Genomic DNA, 17,050 nt, shown 5'->3' on the forward strand with positions numbered 1-17,050 from the left:
ACCATTATCAGCCTCGACCGCATGGATCCTCGTGTACGTCTGCAACTGCAACGGTCTGCGTCAAAGAGACGTCGCTCAAGCCATCGAGGCTGGCGCCAGCCGTCCGCGCGACATTTTCGAGCGCCACCAGTGTCAGGCCCAGTGCGCCAAATGCGTCTGTGAGATGCGGCAGATGATCCAGGACAGCCGCGAAGCCTTCGCCCTCGCCGCCGAATAGTCGCCGAAGCCTTCGCGGGCGAAAATCACTCGCACTATCAATGTAGTGATAAAAACTCGCAAATAAACAAACTGCCTTTTACTGTGGTACGGCACGGCCTGACAGACGGCGCAGAGGTCGTCTCCAGAGCAAGGACAGGACCATGAAGGGCGACCCCGCAATCCTCCGCACACTGAACGCTGTGCTGACTAACGAACTGACGGCGGTCAATCAGTATTTCCTTCACGCGCGCATGTTCGAGAGCTGGGGCTTGGCCCACCTCGGCCACGTGATCTACGAAGAATCGATCGGCGAGATGAAGCACGCCGACATGCTGATCAAACGCATCCTCTTCCTGGACGGCCTGCCGAATCTGCAGGATCTGCACAAGCTCAAGGTCGGCGAGGATCCGATCGAATGCCTAGGCGCCGACCTGCAGCTGGAGCTGGACAGCCGTGTCGCCACCGCCGCCGCCGTTACCCAGTGCGAAGAGGCCCGCGACTACGTCAGCCGTGACCTGCTGATGAAGATTTTGTCCGACACCGAGGAGCACATCGACTTCCTCGAAAACCAGCACAAGCTGATCGAACTGATGGGCGCACAGAACTATCTGCAGTCGGCCATGAAGGAGATCGTCACCGACAGCGCCGCGACGGGCGGCTGAGGCTCTTAGAGCCTGATCGGTTGAAGTGGAATCGCTTCGCGATTCCGCTGAAGCCGTGAATCAGGCTCCAGATTAAAGCGAGAGCATGATTCACGCTTCTGTCGGAACCGCGAAGCGGTTCCGTCCGAAACGATCATGCTCTAGCGTCCCTCGCGGCGGGCCAGGTGCAGCACCGCCGCCGCGAGCACGACAAGGCCCAGACCACCGCCCAGCGTCAATGCGGTCTGCACCCGCCAGGCCTCGGTCGCCAGGATGTTGACGGGCATCTGCCACGGCATGAACACCCCTTGCCTGGCGGATGTGGCCACGACGGCGAAGAAGGTTCCCCCTATGCCCAAGGCCAAGCCCGGCACAAAGCTGGCGAAGCGGATGGCGGTCCAGAACTGTATGGCGATCATCAGCAGGGCGGCCGCCGCCATCCGCGCCATCGACCAGGCGTAGCCCGTCAAATCGAGCACGCCCATAGCCGCGGCCTCCGGCTTGATCAGGCCGCCCAGCGCCACCGCCCCTATGGTCGCGCCCAGCACCGCCGCGCTCATGATCAGCACGAGAGCGATCACGCAGACCGCCTTTGCCGCGTAGAGGGTCCAGCGGGGAACAGGCAGGGCGCGCAAATGATCCCAGCTTCGCGGGCCGTGCTCCATGTGCGCGACCAGAGCGGTCAGGGCCGCGACGCAAAGCGGCATCATGAAATAGGCCCAGATCGCCATGCCGCTGCCGATCCACATGTCCCACTCCGACGGCGTCTTGGACCGAAGCAGCATCGAGAAGACGAAGACGGCGATCAGGGCGGGCGCTGTCGCCGCAAGCACCAGAGCCAAAGAACGGTTCAGCTTCCGGACTTCTACAGACAGAACGGTCAACATCAGACGGGCTCCGAGACGGGTCTTCGGGAGACGGCGGAGGCGGCGCGATAGACGCCCTCGAGCGAGGGCGCGCGCGCGCCGATAGAGAAGACGGCTACGCCGGCCGCAACCAGATCGCGGTTCAAAGCAGCGCAGACCTGGTCATGATTGTCGCCGGGACGCAGCTGCGCCACCAGCCCATCGGCGTCGTCGCTCAGAGTAAGGTCGCGCGAACGCAAGACGGCGCGGGCGCGTGCCGGGTCATCGACACGCAGCCCGATCTCTGGCGCCAGTTCGGCCTTAAGCCGGGCCAGTTCGCCCTCGACCACCAGCCGACCCTGATGGATTACGCCGACATGGGTGGCGGTCTGTTCGATCTCGCCGAGCAGGTGGCTGGACAGCAGGACCGTCGCCCCCGCGCGGATCGGCAGTTCCCGCAGGAAATGACGCATGTCGGCGATGCCGTCGGGGTCCAACCCGTTCGTCGGTTCGTCCAGCATGAGCACCGGCGGGGAACCCAGCAGGGCGCGGGCGATGCCGAGCCTCTGGCGCATGCCCAGGGAATAGTCGCCGACGCGCCGTCCGCCGTCGCGCGTCATATCGACGACGTCCAGCACGCGATCGACCTCAGTCGTCGCCAGGCCCAGAAGTCGCCGGGTCAGGTCCAGATTCTCTCGTCCCGACAGATGGCCATAGAAGCCGTGCGCCTCCAGCAGGGCCCCGATCTTGCGGGCCGCGCCTCTGCGGTCCTTGACGACATCGACGCCGCAAACCCGAGCCACGCCCGATGAGGGCCGCAGCAGGCCGGTCAGCATCTTCATCGTCGTGGTCTTGCCAGCGCCGTTGCGGCCCAGGACGCCATAGACCGAATGATCCGGCACGGTCATGGACACGCCGTCCACCGCCCGACGATCCCCGAAAAGACGGGTCAGTCCCTCAGTCTCTATAGCCGCCATGCTCCGCCCGATCTTTAACTCTTAGATAAAGTTGCGGCCCTCGGATTTTTAAGTCAAGATTAAAAACAAGACAGGTTTCAACTCGGAACAAGGCCCATGACCGCTGACAACCTCGCCCGCTTTCGGCTGATGTGCCGGCAGTTCCGCGCGCTTGCGATCTTCATGGTCGTCAGCGTCGGTGGCTTGCTGGCCCTGGCGCCGGTCGCCTTCTTCCTGGCGCAGGGAGATCGCCCGGTCCGGCTGCTGGTTGAACAAGTCCTTTGGGCCCTGCCCGCCCTATTCTACCTTTTCGCCGTCTGGTCGATCGGGTCGGCGATGGGGCAGTTGGCGAAGGGGCGTTTGATCCAGCCGACCTTATCGTCCGCCCTGCGTCGCGTGGGGTTGGCGCTTGGCCTTGGCGGAGTGCTCAGCGTCTTTGGCGTCACCAACCTGATGCGGCTGTTGGGTCTTACCCAGGGCGGCTTCGCCTATTTCGACATCGCCGGCATGACTCTGGGCATGATCGGCGGCGCCCTGTTCCTGTTGGGGCGCGTCATCGACCACGCCGGCAGAATACAGGCCGAGATGGACGAGATGATCTGAATGCCGGTTCGCGTGACCCTGAACGATCTGATGGTTCGCAAGGGCCTGAAGGCGCGCGACGTCGCCGCCCAGGTGGGCCTCAGCGAGACCCAGTTCTCGCTGTTTCGATCCGGCAAGGTGAAGGGCATAAGGTTCAGCACACTGGCGCGGCTGTGCGCGGTGCTGGAGTGCCGCCCCGGCGACCTGCTGGACTATGATTTCGATCCGCGCGAGACGGAACCGGTCGAACCGGACGAGGTCTGACGGAACCGGCGCCCCGTCCGCCCATTAGATTTTCCTGACAAGCGGGAGCGGACCATGACGGATATCGACGACGCCATCGACGACGTGCGCGACGCGGCCGTGGATCTGTTGAACAGCGAGGGGCGGAGCGCGGCGCATGTCGCGGTTGGGGTGGCGCTGACGGTGGGGTTTGCTCTGCTGGCGACGGGCATAGCGTCAGGCGCATTCACCCCCAAACGAAAGCTGAAACATGTGCGCGACGGCGATCTGCCCATTACGGAGAAGCCGCGCGGCGCCTTCAGCCTGATCCTGCCGGCGGTGTTTTCGGCCACGACCCTGTCGGCGGTGCGGGTCTGGAATGCGCCGCACCGGCCCGAAAGGACGCGCGCCATGGGGCTTTGGGTCGCGGCCCAGACGGTCAACGCCGTCTGGCTGGGATTGCGCCCCTCGTCGATGTGGAAACAGGTGGCGGCCGCCATGTCGTCGGCCGGTCTCGCGGCGGCCTTCGCCCATGAGGCCCGCAAACTGGACGAGGGCGCCGGCAAGATGGCCGCCCCGACAGGCGGCGGCGTTCGGGTGGGCAACTTCCTTCATCGGAAAGCCGATCAGATGAACGAGCGGACCCTCCACTAGGTCCGCCTTGCCCTTTTCGGGGGCTTCCTCTAGGGATCGCGCCCTATTCGCCACGCTCCAACCTGGGCGCGCGGGCGCAACTCCATTCCCGATGTGACCCCATGAAGATCAACGGCAACGCCATCAAGCCCGGCATGGTCCTGCAACACAACGGCGGCCTGTGGGTCGTCACCAGGGCCAGCCACGTCAAGCCCGGCAAGGGCGGCGCCTTCGCCAACGTCGAAGCCAAGAACCTCGAGACCGGCAATAAGCTGAACGAACGCTTCCGCTCGGAAGACAAGGTCGAGCGCGTGACCCTGGAACAGAAGGACTTCTCCTATCTGTTCGACAACGGCGACAGCCTGGTCTTCATGGATGACGCCACCTATGAGCAGATCGAGTTGCAGAAGGACTGGGTCGGCGACGAGCGCATCCCCTATCTGCAAGAGGGCATGAAGGTCGTCATCGAGATGCACGAAGAGCGTCCGATCGGCCTGGAACTGCCCGATCAGGTCGTGCTGGAAGTCGCCGAGACCGAGCCGACCGTGAAGGGTCAGACGGCCTCGTCCTCCTACAAGCCCGCGATCGCCTCGAACGGCGTGCGGATCATGATCCCGCCCTATATGTCGGCCGGCGAGAAGATCGTCGTCGACACGACCAGCGGCGAATACGTCCGCCGCGCGGACTGAACTCCGACAGGTGCTGGTGAATAGTGTTAGTGAGCAGAGGGGCCGGCGGGCCAAGGCGCTCCGCACGGCTTCCGCTCACCTTCTGCTCACCTTCTGCTCACCAGCAGTATTTACTAACACTTCCCTACGCCTTCCACGTCCCCCTTGAACTTCTCCGCATTTCCGGCCCTGAGCGGCTTTAGAGGACATGCGGACCAGGAGATTCCACAATGGCCCTCGCCTCCGCCCTGCTTCAGGTCATGACCGACGCGGTCCGCAAGACCGCCCGTCCTATGCTTCGCGACTTCGGCGAGGTGTCGCAGTTGCAGGTGTCGCGCAAGGGGCCGGGGGACTTCGTCACCGCCGCCGACCTGAAGGCGGAAGAGACCCTGTTCGAACTGCTGACCAAGGCCCGCCCCGGCTACGGCTTCCTGGGCGAGGAGCGGGGCATGGTCGAGGGGACCGACAAGTCCCACACCTGGATCGTCGATCCGATCGACGGCACGACCAACTTCATGCACGCCCTGCCCCATTTCGCCATAACGGTGGGCCTGGAGCGGCGCGCCCCGGACGGGTCCAGCGAGATCGTCGCCGGGGTGACCTACAATCCCGTCATGAACGAGCTGTTCTGGGCCGAGAAGGGCAAGGGCTGCTATCTGAACGATCAGCGGATCCGCGTCTCCGGGCGTCGCGACCTGTCGGAAAGCCTGATCGCCACCGGCCTGCCCTTCATCGGCAAGTCGGGTCACGCCCAGGCGATCAAGGACATCCACGCCGTGGGCCAGCGCGTCGCCGGCATCCGACGTCTGGGTTCGGCGGCCTTGGACTTCGCCTGGGTCGCCGCCGGCCGATATGACGCCTACTATGAGCGCAATCTGAAGCCCTGGGACGTGGCGGCCGGCATACTGTTCGTCACCGAGGCCGGGGGCCGGGTCACGACCATCGACAACGACGGCGATCCCAAGACGGGCGCGTCGATCCTGGCGTCGAACACCGAGCTTCATCCGCAACTGCGCAAGGTGTTGCAGGCGTCCTGAGGCTCGCTTCTGTCTCTTCCCCGCTTGCGGGGAAGTGGCGCGGCGCTTCTTCAGCGCCGTGACGAAGGGGCTCTTGTCGCATCACAAGCGGCCGGTGGGCGTCAAGAACCCCTCCACCGGCGTAGCTTGTCCTCGGGCTCGCCTTCGGCGAGACCCGGGGGCGGTCTCCCTCCCCACTGCGTGGGGAGGAGACGTTCATATCCTTGTCGCGCGGCGCCCCTATCCAGGGGGCATGATCCGCGCCATCGTCACCGCCCTCGCCCTCCTTGTCGGAACGCCGGCCATGGCCCAGCCGCTGATCATCGCCCACCGCGGCGCCTCCGGCGAACGCCCCGAGCATACGCGGGCGGCCTATGAACTGGCGATCCAGCAGGGCGCGGACGTGATCGAGCCGGATCTGGTGCTATCCAAGGACGGGGTCTTCATCGACCGGCACGAGAACGAGATCAGCGGAACGACCGATGTCGCCGAACGGCCGGAGTTTGCGGATCGCAAGACCACCAAGACCATCGACGGGACCGAGGTCACGGGCTGGTTCACCGAGGACTTCACCCTGGCCGAGCTGAAGACGCTGCGGGCCAAGGAACGGCTGCCCGCCTTTCGGCCCGGCAGCGCCGCCTATGATGGGCGCGAGCCGATCCTGACCTTCGACGAGGTGGTCGCCATTGCGCGCGAGGCCTCGGCCCGGACGGGCCGGACCATAGCGGTGGCGCCCGAGTTGAAACACCCGACCTATTTCGCCGGCATTGGCCTGCCGATGGAGGACGCTTTTGTGGCCGAGCTGAGACGACTGGACCTGACCGGCGCCGACGTCCCAATCATCGTCCAGTGTTTCGAGGTCGGGCCGCTGGAGCGACTGTCGAGGCGGATCGGCGCGCCCCTGGCCCAGTTGATCGCGTCCGAGGGCGGGCCCGTGGATCGGCCGGACCTGACCTATGCCCAGATGATCACGCCGGAAGGGCTGAAGGTCATGGCCGCCTATGCCGACTGGGCGGCGCCGGACATGACCCTGGTCCTGCCGAGGGATGCGGACGGGCGGACGATCGGGCCGAACGCCCTGGTCGCCGACGCCCACGCCGCAGGGCTGAAGGTGGTGATCTGGACTCTGAGAGCCGAGAACGCCTTCCTGCCGGCCGAGCGGCGCCGGGGCGAAGGCTTTGCCGAGCACGGCGACATGGCCGGCTACGCCGCCGCCTTCGCCGAGGCCGGAGTGGACGCCGTCTTCACCGACTTTCCGGCCCTAGCGCGATCAGGACGCTCTGCGAATCCTTGATTCAATGAAGGCCCTTCGGCTCAATCCGCCCGAAACTGAAGCTGGGCCAAGCGGGCGTAGAGGCCACCCTGGGCGACCAGCTGGGCGTGGGTCCCCTCCTCCACCACACGGCCGTCGTCCATGACGACGATGCGGTCGGCGCGCAGGACGGTGGCGAGGCGGTGGGCGATGACCAGGGTGGTGCGTTCGGTCATGGCCTGATCCAGGGCCGCCTGGACCAGCCGTTCGCTTTCGGCGTCGAGGGCGCTCGTCGCCTCGTCCAGCAGCAGGATGGGGGCGTCGCGGACCAGGGCGCGGGCGATGGCCAGACGCTGGCGCTGACCGCCCGACAGGCTCTTGCCGCGTTCGCCCAATGGGGTGTCGAAGCCTTCCGGCAGGGCGTCGATGAAGCCCAGGGCCTGGGCCTTTTCGGCGACGGCGCGGGCCTCTTCCAGGGTGGCGGTCTCGCGGCCGAAGCGGATGTTCTCCAAGGCCGAGCCTGAAAACAGCGGCGTCTCCTGCGACACCCAGGCGAAGCGATTGCGAACCTCGACGGGATCGGCCTGGCGCACGTCCACCCCGTCGACCGAGACCAGACCGGTCTGGGGGTCGTAGAAGCGGAGCAGAAGGCGGAAGACGGTGGACTTGCCCGCGCCGGAAGGACCGACCAGGGCCACGGTCTCGCCCGGACGGACGGTCAGGCTGAACCCCTTCAGGGCCGGAAGATCGGGTCGGCCGGGATAGGCGAAATCGACGGCCGACATGGAGACCTCGCCGCGCGGCGGGGTGGGCAGGGCGACGGGCCGGGCGGGGGCCGCGATGTCGGGCGTGGCCCGCATCAGCTCCTCGATCCGCTCCATGGCGCCGGCGGCCTTCTGCACATCGCCCCAGCTTTCGCCCAGAGCGCCCACGGCCCCGGCGGCGAAGACGGACAGGAGGACGAACTGAAGAAGGGCGCCGGGCGTCATCTGACCGGCCACCACATCGCGCGCGCCCAGCCACAGGACCAGGGTCACGCCGCCGAACATGACGACGATGATCAGGGCCGTCATCCAGGCCCGCGCCCGCATCCGCTTCAGAGAGGCGTCAAAGGCGTCTTCCACCGCCGCGCCGAAACGGGCGATGGCGCTGTGTTCGCGCCCGAAGGCCTGGACCGTCTCGACGGCGTCCACGCTTTCACCGGCGAAGCCGACGGCGCCGGCGAACCGGTCCTGGGAGGCGACGGTCAGCTTGCGGACCCGGCGGCCGAAAATGAAGATCGGCCCCAGCAGGAACGGCACGATCAACAGGACCAGGCCGGTCAGTTTCGGACTGACGAAGAACAGCAGCACCACCCCGCCGATCAGGGTCAGGAAGTTCCGCAGCGCATAGGAGACCGAGGTCGTCATCAGGGTCTCGACCAGGGCGATGTCGGTCGTCAGGCGCGACAGCACCTCGCCGGTCCGCATATGGGCGTAGAAGGAAGGGTCCAGCGTCAGGATGCGGCCGAACAGCCCCTTTCGGAGGTCGGCGATGACCCGCTCGCCCGTCCGTGTGACGTAGAAATAGCGGGCGGCGGTCGCGAGACCCAGGAACAGGGCGTTGGCCCCCAGCAGCAGGAACCAAAGGTTCAGGCGCGCGCCGCCGTCTTCAAATCCGTGGTCGATGGCCCCTCGGGCCAGGGCCGTCAGCCCCAGGGAGGCGGTGGTGGACAAGAGCAGCCAGAACACCGCCATGAGGGCGTGGCCCTTGTGCCGAAGCGCATAGGGAATCAGCCGCGCCAGGGGTCGGATGTCCCGGCGTTTCGCGCGCTTCTCGCCCGCTTCCGACATCTGTTCGGCCAGGACGGCGCCGGCGCTGGGCCGACCGTCCAGGCTGGCCGCGCCGGCGGCGCGCCCCGCAGGAAGACTGGCGGAACGGGCGGAGGCGGCGGATTGATCAGTCATTGCGACCGCCTCTTGCCCCGGAACGCCCCCCGGTGTAAACGCCGCCCCTCATTCCCGCCGGATTTTCTGGCGGGTTTCTCATTTCATGCGCAGCGACGGTCGGCATCGTCATCGCGCCCAGAGACCGGACGACGACCCATGAAGGCGGACACCCACCCCGACTACCACTTCATCACCGTGGTGATGACCGACGGCACGACCTATCAGACCCGTTCGACCTACGGGAAGGAAGGCGACAAGCTGGCCCTCGACATCGACCCGACGACGCACCCGGCCTGGACCGGCGGCAACGCCCAGCTGATGGACCGCGGCGGCCGCGTGTCGCGCTTCAACAACAAGTTCGCCGGCTTCATCAAGAAGTAAGCGCGTCCTTGCTGCGACACATCGCGGCAATCACGTCACGAAGAGCGCCGGTCCGATGGCCGGCGCTTTTTGTTTGCCTGGAACGTCGATAACATGGACGGCGTTCAAATCAGCAAGAACAAGGGCGTCGGTTCACGGGGATCGGGCCATCGAGAAGCGGACGGGTTATGAATAGACGGGAACTGGGTTTGGGCGTCGCAACGGCGACGATCGCCCTCGCCTCCGCTGCGCGGGCGCAACAGGTTTCCATCCAGCGCCCTGCGGCGGCCACCGCCTTCTACAACAGTTTCAACGATCAGATTTCGCGCCTGCCGGAAACCCAGCAACCGGACGTTCGCGCCTTTTATGAGATGAACGGCTGGCGGGCGGTATGGACCGGCGAGCGGATGCGCGCCCTGAACGCCGTCGCCGCCCGGGCCGAACGCCACGGCCTGTCGGCGGGCGACTATTTCGACTTCGTGGGCCTAGCCGCCGATCCTGCTTCAGCCGATCTGCGCACGACGGCGGCGGCCCTGGCCTATGGCCGCGTCCTGGCCGAGGGCAAGGTGCGGCCCGAGACGGTCGAGGATCTGTGGGAAATGCAGAAAAACCGCGTGGACCTGCCGCGCGGCCTCAGCGACGCCTTGGCCCGCAACATCCTGCTGGACTGGTTCGAGGGTCTGGCGCCGACCGACATCGGCTATCAGAACCTGTCGGCGGGCTATGTGCGCTATCGCCGACTGGCCGCCGGCGGCGGCTGGCCCGCCTTCCCGGCCGGCCCGACGATCGAACCCAACATGAGCGACCGCCGCATCCCCGCCCTGATCGACCGGCTGACGGCCGAGGGTGATCTGACGGCGGCGCAGGGCGCGCGGCTGAAGGCCCAGGGCCTGACTTACGGCGCCGAGCTGCAACAGGCGGTCCAGGGCTTCCAGACGCGGCACGGCCTGGACGCCGACGGCCGCATCGGAACGGGCACCCAGCGCTCTCTCTCAGCTTCGGCCGAGGATCGGGCGCGTCAGATCGCCCTGAACCTGGAACGCCGCCGCTGGCTGAAGCGCGACGTTGCGCCCGAGCGGATCGAGGTCAACACCGCCGCCGCCATCATGGTCTATTGGAAGGATGCAAAGCCGGTGCATTCCAACCGCGTGGTGGTCGGCTCCGCCGAGAACCAGACGCCCAGCCTGGAGAAACCCTTCGCCTCGGTGGTCGCCAATCCGCCCTGGTATGTGCCGGCCGGCATCGCACGGCGCGAAATCCTGCCCAAGGGTCCCGGCTATCTGGCGGCCAACGACATGTATGTGGCCAACGGAACGGTGATCCAGCGCGCCGGGCCGAAGTCGGCCCTGGGCTATGTGAAGTTCGAGCTGCGCGACAGCTACGCCATCTTCCTGCACGACACCCCGTCCAAGGCCGCCTTCAACCTTTCCATGCGTCAGCGCAGCCATGGCTGCGTGCGGGTGCAGAACGCCGTGGAATTCGCCCGGCTGCTGCTGTCGCCCGATCCCGCCAAGCTGGCGGAGTTCGACACGGCCCAGCAGACGCGTGAGACCACTCGGGTGACCACCGGGCGCGAAATCACGGTGCGGCTGCTGTACTGGACCGCCTTCGTGGACGGTCAGGGGCGGGTCGCCTTCCGCGAGGACGTCTATGGCCGCGACGGCAAGCTGGCCCAGGCGCTGGGGATCGCCGTCAGCCTGCCTCGACCGATCGACGACGGGCGTCGCGACGCTGACGACGTCGGGCCGTAAGGTCGGGCTTTAGAGGCGTCAGCCCTTGAAGGCGGCTTCCAGCAGGCCCAGCTGGCTGAGGACCGGATTCTGCGGCTGTTCCTCAGGCGCCTCCAGATACATGCGGCGGTCGAGATAGAGGGCGCGGTCGAACAGTTTTTCCGACCGGACCAGATATTCGACCAGGGCGATCGGCAGTTCCGCGTGGCTGGGCTGGCTCTCGATCTTGCGGTCGTTCAGACGATAGCGCGGCTCGCAGGCGGTCTCGGCCGTCATGTCGTTCTCGCGTACGGCCCGCTGCACCAGAAGCCAGGAGGCGATCTGCATCAGGCGCGTGGTCAGCTTCATGCTTTCGGCCGCATAGGCCAGGGCGGCCGAGCGGGACAGCATCTTGGAATCGCGACGTCCCTCTCCGTCCAGATAGGCCGCCGTCTCCTCCACCAGTTCCATGCCTTCGCGGAAGGTGCGGTCGAACAGTTCGGAACGGGTGAAATCCTGCACCTTGCGAGCGCGTTCGGCCCGGGCGGCCATGTCTTGATCGTCGCTCAGGGTCATGGGGGACATCATCATGAAGGTTAGGCTTGTTCCGACTTGGGGCCACAAACGGCCTGGGCCGAAGGGTTTGCAACCGTCATGCCACGGATTTGAGACGCGGGCGATCAGGGTCTAAAACTGAACAGGGCGTCGGCGGCGCTTTTCTTGGCCTGTTTCTTCTCGATCGCTGTCTGGGCGCGAGTGATTTCGGCCGTCAGGGCGCCGATCCGCTCCTGCAGATCTTCAATCGAATAGGAGTCCAGATCCTCGCGCTCAAGAGTGGTCAGGGCCTCTCCACGCCGCGGGCGAGGCTCGAAATCGTCGAACATGGTCGTCGCCTTTCTGCGCCTGTATGGCCGAAGTCGGCCGGAACCCCTATCTGAACGCGCGGACTGCGACGAATGCAAGCGGAGGCGACATGCGGCTTATCCAGATCGAGGGCGGTTCGGGTCCGGCTGAGGCGCTGAAGATCGCCGAACAGGCTGATCCGACGCCCGGCCCCGGCGAGGTGGTGATCCAGGTGCGCGCGGCCGGAATCAACCGGCCCGACCTGCTGCAGCGGCGGGGCGGCTATCCGCCCCCGCCCGGCGCCTCGCCTATCCTGGGACTGGAGGTCGCGGGCGAAATCGCGGCCCTGGGCGAAGGGGTAAGCCAGTGGCGCCGGGGCGACCGGGTCTGCGCCCTGCTGGGCGGCGGAGGCTATGCCGAACAGGCGGTGGTGGACGCCCGCCACGTTCTGCCGATCCCGGAGGGCCTGTCCTTCGTTCAGGCGGCCGCCCTGCCCGAGACCGTCTCCACCGTCTTCGCCAATGTGTTCGAGGCGGGCGGGCTGAAGGCGGGCCAGACGCTGCTGATCCACGGGGCGACGAGCGGGATCGGGGTGACGGCGATCCAAATGGCCAAGGCGGCGGGCGCTGCGGTGATCGCCACCTCGCGCGGGGCGGACAAGGCGAAGGCGGCCCAGGCTTTGGGCGCCGATGTCAGCCTGGACGCCCGATCCGACGACCTGGCGGCCGCAATCGCCGAAGCGGGCGGCGTCGACGTGCTGCTGGACATGGTGGGCCGCGACTACGCCGAACTGAACCTGAAGGCGTTGAAGCCCGGCGGTCGCTGGGTGGTCATCGCATCCCTGTCCGGATCGGTGGTCGAAATCGACCTGATGCGGATCATGCTGAAGCGGCTGGTCCTGACGGGATCGACCCTTCGGAGCCGATCGGCCGATGAGAAGGCCCGGCTGACCGCCGCCGTTAAGGCGACGGTCTGGCCCTGGGTCGCCTCCGGCGCGGTGCGACCGCCGGTGCAGGCTGTCTATCCGTTGGACAAGGCCGCCGAGGCGCATGGCGCGCTGGAGGCCGGCGATCACATCGGCAAGTTCGTGCTGACGCCTTGACCGCCCTCAGCGATCCCAACGCCCCCCGCCCCGCACCGGCCGCATCGAGGAGATGCGGTCGTTGAAGCCGTCGCTCAGGAAGCGGACGTCGCCTTCGACGATGCGGCAGCGCCCCCGGAACTCGGCGTCGGTGCAGACCTCCCATCGGCCGCGAACGCGCATGGAGCTGATCCGGTCGTTGAAGGGGGTGCGGCCCAGGTTGCGGTCCTCATCGACGAACTCGCGCGAGGCGCCGCGGAAGTTGGCGTTTTCATAGACGGTGATGGAGGTCCGGCCCCATCCTCCGTTCCAGCCGCCGCCCGAGCCGCCGCCCCAACCCCCGCCATTGTCTTCGCCGTTCCATCCGCCGTTCCCACCGGGATAGTCCGGACGACGATCTTCATAGTCCCCCCGCTCGCGGCCGCAGACCAGAAGGCCGTCCATATTGGCGATCTCTGCGTCTCCGCACCGGGCCAGTTCGATCGAGGTGCCGCGAATGCGGCCCCGCATGTCGCGACAGTCGGCGTAAAGCCGTCCGCGGTGGGTGTAGGCCTCGGTGCAGGACCGGCTGTAGCTGCCGCGCGGGGCGACCCGCTGGGTGGTGATGTCCTGGCCGGAAGCCAGGGCGGCGGCCATGGCGGCGCCGAGCAGAATGGGCATGGTGGTTCTCCTCTCCCAAAGGCGAAAGCCTCGATTAAGGCGAAGGTTGCCGCACCTCGGATGAACCGTGGCTGTACGAGAATGTCGGGCGACGTTTTCTTTTCAGGCGAATAGGCCTATATCGAAACCATAAGCGCCCGGTCGAAAGGCCGGGCGCCGTCGTATCCAACGTCTGCCGAACCCTCATTCGGCGGCCCCCACCCTACCGGAACGAACGCCCCATGAGCGACATTCTGATGCCCAAGGCCACTGCGGTCTGGCTGGTCGACAACACCTCCCTCAGCTTCGAGCAGATCGCCGACTTCTGCGGTCTGCATCCGCTGGAAGTCCGCGGCATCGCCGACGGCGACGTGGCCCGCGACATCCGCGGCGTCGATCCCGTCACCGGCGGCCAACTGACTCGCGAAGAGCTGGATAAGGCTCAGGCCGACGAAAACTATCGCATGAAGGCGATCGTCAGCCGCCATGCCGAACTGCTGAAGTCGGCCAAGCCTGCGCCGAAATACACCCCTGTGTCGCGTCGTCAGGATCGGCCCGACGCCATCGCCTGGTTCGTGCGCAACCACCCGGAAGTGACCGACGCCCAGATCGCCAAACTGCTGGGCACGACCAAGTCCACGATCGAGAGCGTGCGCAACCGCACCCACTGGAACAGCGCCAACATCAAGCCGGTCGATCCGGTGACCCTGGGCCTGGTCGGTCAGCTGGCCCTGGACGAGATCGTCAAGAAGGCCGCCGACAAGAAGGCCAAGGACGATCTGAAGAACGGCGGCGGCACCATCCTGCCCGTGGCCGAAGAGGTCGAGGAAGAGCCGGAATTCGTTCCCGAAGCCCGCCAGCGTCCCGGCGCCGAGCCGACGGCGGAATCGGTGTTCGGCGCCAAGGATTGATCCGTCCGTCGCGCTCGGGCTTGGCCTGAGGGCCCGGCGCCGTGCGCTGACGTCTTCGCACCAGCGGCGGATCATCCGATCCTCGGGTCAAGCCCGAGGATGACGGGAATAAAAACGGCCCCGGAGAGCGGTCTCCGGGGCCGTCGTCGTCTGAGCGTGCGCGACCCTCAGTGGGCCCGCTGCTCCAGAATGGTGATCTCTTCCTTCAAGCGAAGCTTCTTCTGCTTCAATTCCTTGACCTGCAGCGTGTCCACGGACGGATGGTTGAGTTCTCGCTGGATCGTCTGATCCAGCATGCGATGCCGATTACCCAGTTCGCGAATACGAGCCTCGATGGTCATGGCTTGCGCCTCCGTTGGTTAGGGACCAGTAGAGTGAGCGCCCGGTTCGGCAGGCTGTGGAATCACATTCCAGTGACTGCTTTTCGTCCGGGCACGACGGAGGCTGGCCCCAAAAATGGTCGATGATGTGAACGGAGCCATACGGACTGCTCCTTATCGGATGGTGGTCGGAATTTCAGGGGCGTCCGGCGCGATCTACGGCGCGCGGACGCTGGACGCGCTGAAGGATTTAGGCGTCGAGACCCATCTGGTGGTGACCAAGGCCGCCCTGCTCACATTGTCGCAGGAGACCGATCTGTCGCCCGACGACCTGACCGCCAAGGCCTCGGTCGTTCACAAACTGGCCGACGTCGGGGCGACCATCGCCTCGGGCTCCTTCAAGACCTTGGGCATGATCGTGGCCCCCTGCTCCATCAAGACGATGAGCGAGATCGCCACGGGCGTGACCTCCTCGCTTCTGACCCGCGCCGCCGACGTGACGTTGAAGGAACGGCGGCCGCTGGTGCTGATGGTGCGTGAGACGCCCTTCCATCTGGGCCATCTGCGGACGATGACGGCCCTGGCCGAAATGGGCGCGACCATCGCCCCGCCCCTGCCCGCCCTCTATTCGCGGCCGGAATCGATCCTGGAGATGGTGGACCAGTCGGTGGGGCGGACCCTGGATCTGTTCGGGCTGGACTGGAGCGCCGTGCGGCGCTGGGACGGGCTGAAGTGACCGCCGTCGAAACGCGCAGCCTGTGGGACTGGGCCGTCGCCGCCTATGGGCGACCCGGCGTCAGCGAGGCCTGCCTGGCCTTGCAGGACAGCCACGACCAGAATGTTCCCCTGCTGCTGTGGTCGGCCTGGGCCGCTGCGGCCGGCCATGAACCCGACGCCGAGACGATCGAGGCGGCCTGCGACATCGCCCGCGCCTGGGACCGGGTCGTGGTTGCGCCGCTGCGCGCCGTTCGCCGCACCCTGAAGGCGCCGGTCGCCGACATCGAGGACGCGCCGCGCCTGGCGGTCCGCGAGAAGATCAAGGGGCTGGAGCTGGAGGCGGAACGCCATCTGCTCGCCGCCCTGGAAGCCCTGATCCACGAAGCGGACGACCACGCGCCCCGCCCCTCCCCGCGCCCCGCCCTGGCGGCCCTGGTCGCGACGGCGCGCCTCTGGGCGCCGGTGACGCCGCGCCCGGCCTTGCAGCGGCTGGCCGAAACCCTTTCCGCCTGAAGGTCGTCCGATTATGTTGGCTCTACCGACTGCAAGATGGACTGCACGATGAACGACGATGTGCCGGACATCACCGAGGAAGAAGCGGCGCTTCACGCCCGCGTCAAATTGCTGCGCCAGGAGCACGCCGACCTCTCGGCCTCGATCGACGCCCTGTCCGAGGCGGCCGTGCCTGATCAACTGCTGATCGCCAGGCTGAAGCGCAAGAAGCTGGCGCTGAAGGACGAGATCGTCAAAATCGAGGATCAGATCCTGCCGGACATCATCGCCTGAGGTCCAGCGGCTTGGGTTGCGCCGAATGGTCGCAAATGATACCCATTCGCAGGAATGGAGACCGATCATGGCGACCTTGAGTGACGGCTGGGACGCGCGCTATGCGGCGACTGCCGACTATGTTTTCGGCACGGCGCCCAGCCAGTTCGTGGTGACGCACGCCGACCGGCTGAAGCCCCGCAGTCGGATTCTGACGCCCGCCGACGGCGAGGGCAGGAACGCCGTCTATCTGGCCCGACTTGGCCACCAGGTGACCGCCACCGACATCTCGCCGGCCGCGCAGGACAAGGCAAAACGCCTGGCCGCCCGCGAGGGGGTCGAGGTGGATTTTCAGATCCAGGACCTCGAGGGCTGGACCTGGCCGGAAGCGGCCTATGACGCCGTGGCGGCGGTCTTCATCCAGTTCGCGCCACCCGACTTCCGTGCGGCGATCTTTGAGGGCATGAAGCGGTCGGTGAAGCCGGGCGGCCTGATCCTGTTGCACGGCTATACGCCGCGCCAGCTGGACTACGGCACCGGGGGTCCCTCCCAGGTCGAACAGCTCTACACCCCTGAACTGCTGGAGGCGGCGTTCGGCGATTTCGGGATCGAGCACTTACACGCCTATGAGGCTGATCTGGACGAAGGCGCCGGCCACAGGGGCCGTTCGGCCCTGATCGACCTGGTCGCGCGACGCCCGCTGGATTAGGCCCAGCCCCATCCCGGCCCGATCAGGGTCCAAAAGTCGCCCCAGCCTAGGAGCA

The 17,050-nt window shown here is 66.5% G+C and carries 23 protein-coding genes; 16 read left to right on the forward strand and 7 right to left on the reverse strand.

Annotated elements, in window-relative coordinates; translation table 11 throughout:
* The first annotated feature begins 31 nt into the window (after nt 1-31).
* Nucleotides 32-217, forward strand: coding sequence for a (2Fe-2S)-binding protein (locus GGQ93_RS06670; RefSeq protein WP_054765439.1), 186 nt, complete (start codon nt 32-34; stop codon nt 215-217).
* Between the two features lie 142 nt (nt 218-359).
* On the forward strand, nt 360-860 hold the full coding sequence (gene bfr / locus GGQ93_RS06675; protein WP_054765438.1) for a bacterioferritin: 501 nt from the start codon (nt 360-362) through the stop codon (nt 858-860).
* 140 nt (nt 861-1,000) lie between these two features.
* On the opposite strand, the gene GGQ93_RS06680 is transcribed toward bfr, so the two are convergent.
* Nucleotides 1,001-1,726 carry an ABC transporter permease gene (locus tag GGQ93_RS06680; RefSeq protein ID WP_183215883.1) on the reverse strand — a complete coding sequence of 242 codons (726 nt, stop codon included), beginning with the start codon at nt 1,724-1,726 and terminating at the stop codon, nt 1,001-1,003.
* Nucleotides 1,726-2,661 (reverse strand): ABC transporter ATP-binding protein, encoded by a 936-nt coding sequence (locus tag GGQ93_RS06685; protein WP_183215885.1) that lies wholly within the window; start codon nt 2,659-2,661, stop codon nt 1,726-1,728. Before GGQ93_RS06685 ends, GGQ93_RS06680 begins: the two co-directional genes overlap by 1 nt.
* Before the next feature lie 96 nt (nt 2,662-2,757).
* Between GGQ93_RS06685 and GGQ93_RS06690 the strand changes: the two genes are divergently transcribed.
* The 6 genes from GGQ93_RS06690 (at nt 2,758) to GGQ93_RS06715 (ending at nt 7,055) form a co-directional block, all read left to right on the forward strand.
* Entirely contained in the window at nt 2,758-3,243 is a 486-nt protein-coding gene (locus GGQ93_RS06690; RefSeq protein WP_054765435.1) for a hypothetical protein, read from the forward strand.
* Nucleotides 3,244-3,486, forward strand: coding sequence for a helix-turn-helix domain-containing protein (locus tag GGQ93_RS06695; protein ID WP_054765434.1), 243 nt, complete (start codon nt 3,244-3,246; stop codon nt 3,484-3,486).
* Between the two features lie 54 nt (nt 3,487-3,540).
* Nucleotides 3,541-4,098, forward strand: coding sequence for a tryptophan-rich sensory protein (locus GGQ93_RS06700; RefSeq protein ID WP_183215887.1), 558 nt, complete (start codon nt 3,541-3,543; stop codon nt 4,096-4,098).
* Nucleotides 4,099-4,199: 101 nt separating this feature from the next.
* On the forward strand, nt 4,200-4,766 hold the full coding sequence (efp, locus tag GGQ93_RS06705; protein ID WP_183215889.1) for an elongation factor P: 567 nt from the start codon (nt 4,200-4,202) through the stop codon (nt 4,764-4,766).
* Between the two features lie 209 nt (nt 4,767-4,975).
* The gene (locus GGQ93_RS06710) at nt 4,976-5,782 is read left to right on the forward strand and encodes an inositol monophosphatase family protein (RefSeq protein ID WP_183215891.1); all 807 of its coding nucleotides are present in this window, start codon (nt 4,976-4,978) and stop codon (nt 5,780-5,782) included.
* A gap of 232 nt (nt 5,783-6,014) precedes the next feature.
* Nucleotides 6,015-7,055 carry a glycerophosphodiester phosphodiesterase gene (locus GGQ93_RS06715; RefSeq protein ID WP_183215893.1) on the forward strand — a complete coding sequence of 347 codons (1,041 nt, stop codon included), beginning with the start codon at nt 6,015-6,017 and terminating at the stop codon, nt 7,053-7,055.
* A gap of 20 nt (nt 7,056-7,075) precedes the next feature.
* Here GGQ93_RS06715 and GGQ93_RS06720 read toward each other — a convergent pair whose 3' ends face one another.
* Nucleotides 7,076-8,959 carry an ABC transporter transmembrane domain-containing protein gene (locus GGQ93_RS06720; RefSeq protein ID WP_183215895.1) on the reverse strand — a complete coding sequence of 628 codons (1,884 nt, stop codon included), beginning with the start codon at nt 8,957-8,959 and terminating at the stop codon, nt 7,076-7,078.
* A 138-nt stretch (nt 8,960-9,097) separates the two neighbouring features.
* Here GGQ93_RS06720 and rpmE point away from each other — a divergent pair, with 138 nt between their 5' ends.
* Nucleotides 9,098-9,322: a 50S ribosomal protein L31 gene (gene rpmE / locus GGQ93_RS06725; protein WP_054765428.1), complete on the forward strand. Its 225-nt coding sequence runs from the start codon at nt 9,098-9,100 to the stop codon at nt 9,320-9,322.
* Between the two features lie 167 nt (nt 9,323-9,489).
* Nucleotides 9,490-11,052, forward strand: coding sequence for a L,D-transpeptidase family protein (locus GGQ93_RS06730; RefSeq protein ID WP_183215897.1), 1,563 nt, complete (start codon nt 9,490-9,492; stop codon nt 11,050-11,052).
* Between the two features lie 18 nt (nt 11,053-11,070).
* Here the strand turns inward: GGQ93_RS06730 and rcdA are convergent, their stop codons facing one another.
* Together rcdA and GGQ93_RS06740 are read right to left on the reverse strand one after the other, a co-directional pair.
* A complete protein-coding gene (rcdA, locus tag GGQ93_RS06735; RefSeq protein ID WP_224761396.1) occupies nt 11,071-11,586 on the reverse strand; it encodes a protease adaptor protein RcdA in 516 nt (171 codons plus the stop codon).
* A gap of 104 nt (nt 11,587-11,690) precedes the next feature.
* Nucleotides 11,691-11,894, reverse strand: coding sequence for a DUF1192 domain-containing protein (locus GGQ93_RS06740; protein WP_054765426.1), 204 nt, complete (start codon nt 11,892-11,894; stop codon nt 11,691-11,693).
* Between the two features lie 89 nt (nt 11,895-11,983).
* On the opposite strand from GGQ93_RS06740, the gene GGQ93_RS06745 reads away from it, so the two are divergent.
* Nucleotides 11,984-12,955: an NAD(P)H-quinone oxidoreductase gene (locus tag GGQ93_RS06745; RefSeq protein WP_183215899.1), complete on the forward strand. Its 972-nt coding sequence runs from the start codon at nt 11,984-11,986 to the stop codon at nt 12,953-12,955.
* A 6-nt stretch (nt 12,956-12,961) separates the two neighbouring features.
* On the opposite strand, the gene GGQ93_RS06750 is transcribed toward GGQ93_RS06745, so the two are convergent.
* Nucleotides 12,962-13,594, reverse strand: coding sequence for a beta/gamma crystallin-related protein (locus GGQ93_RS06750; protein WP_183215901.1), 633 nt, complete (start codon nt 13,592-13,594; stop codon nt 12,962-12,964).
* Nucleotides 13,595-13,815: 221 nt separating this feature from the next.
* On the opposite strand from GGQ93_RS06750, the gene GGQ93_RS06755 reads away from it, so the two are divergent.
* Nucleotides 13,816-14,484, forward strand: a complete 669-nt coding sequence (locus tag GGQ93_RS06755) for a DUF1013 domain-containing protein (protein ID WP_054765423.1) — start codon at nt 13,816-13,818, stop codon at nt 14,482-14,484.
* 167 nt (nt 14,485-14,651) lie between these two features.
* On the opposite strand, the gene GGQ93_RS06760 is transcribed toward GGQ93_RS06755, so the two are convergent.
* A complete protein-coding gene (locus GGQ93_RS06760) occupies nt 14,652-14,825 on the reverse strand; it encodes a YdcH family protein (RefSeq protein WP_054765422.1) in 174 nt (57 codons plus the stop codon).
* 115 nt (nt 14,826-14,940) lie between these two features.
* Here GGQ93_RS06760 and GGQ93_RS06765 point away from each other — a divergent pair, with 115 nt between their 5' ends.
* The 4 genes from GGQ93_RS06765 (at nt 14,941) to GGQ93_RS06780 (ending at nt 16,995) form a co-directional block, all read left to right on the forward strand.
* Nucleotides 14,941-15,540, forward strand: coding sequence for a UbiX family flavin prenyltransferase (locus tag GGQ93_RS06765; RefSeq protein ID WP_183215903.1), 600 nt, complete (start codon nt 14,941-14,943; stop codon nt 15,538-15,540).
* The gene (locus GGQ93_RS06770; protein WP_183215904.1) at nt 15,537-16,034 is read left to right on the forward strand and encodes a TIGR02444 family protein; all 498 of its coding nucleotides are present in this window, start codon (nt 15,537-15,539) and stop codon (nt 16,032-16,034) included. The genes GGQ93_RS06765 and GGQ93_RS06770 overlap by 4 nt, the downstream gene beginning before the upstream one ends.
* 48 nt (nt 16,035-16,082) lie before the next feature.
* The gene (locus tag GGQ93_RS06775) at nt 16,083-16,307 is read left to right on the forward strand and encodes a YdcH family protein (protein WP_054765420.1); all 225 of its coding nucleotides are present in this window, start codon (nt 16,083-16,085) and stop codon (nt 16,305-16,307) included.
* 67 nt (nt 16,308-16,374) lie between these two features.
* Complete coding sequence (locus GGQ93_RS06780) at nt 16,375-16,995, forward strand: SAM-dependent methyltransferase (protein ID WP_183215906.1); 621 nt, start codon at nt 16,375-16,377, stop codon at nt 16,993-16,995.
* Nucleotides 16,996-17,050 lie beyond the last annotated feature (55 nt).

The sequence above is a fragment of the Brevundimonas aurantiaca genome, assembly GCF_014199955.1.
Classification (GTDB): domain Bacteria; phylum Pseudomonadota; class Alphaproteobacteria; order Caulobacterales; family Caulobacteraceae; genus Brevundimonas; species Brevundimonas aurantiaca.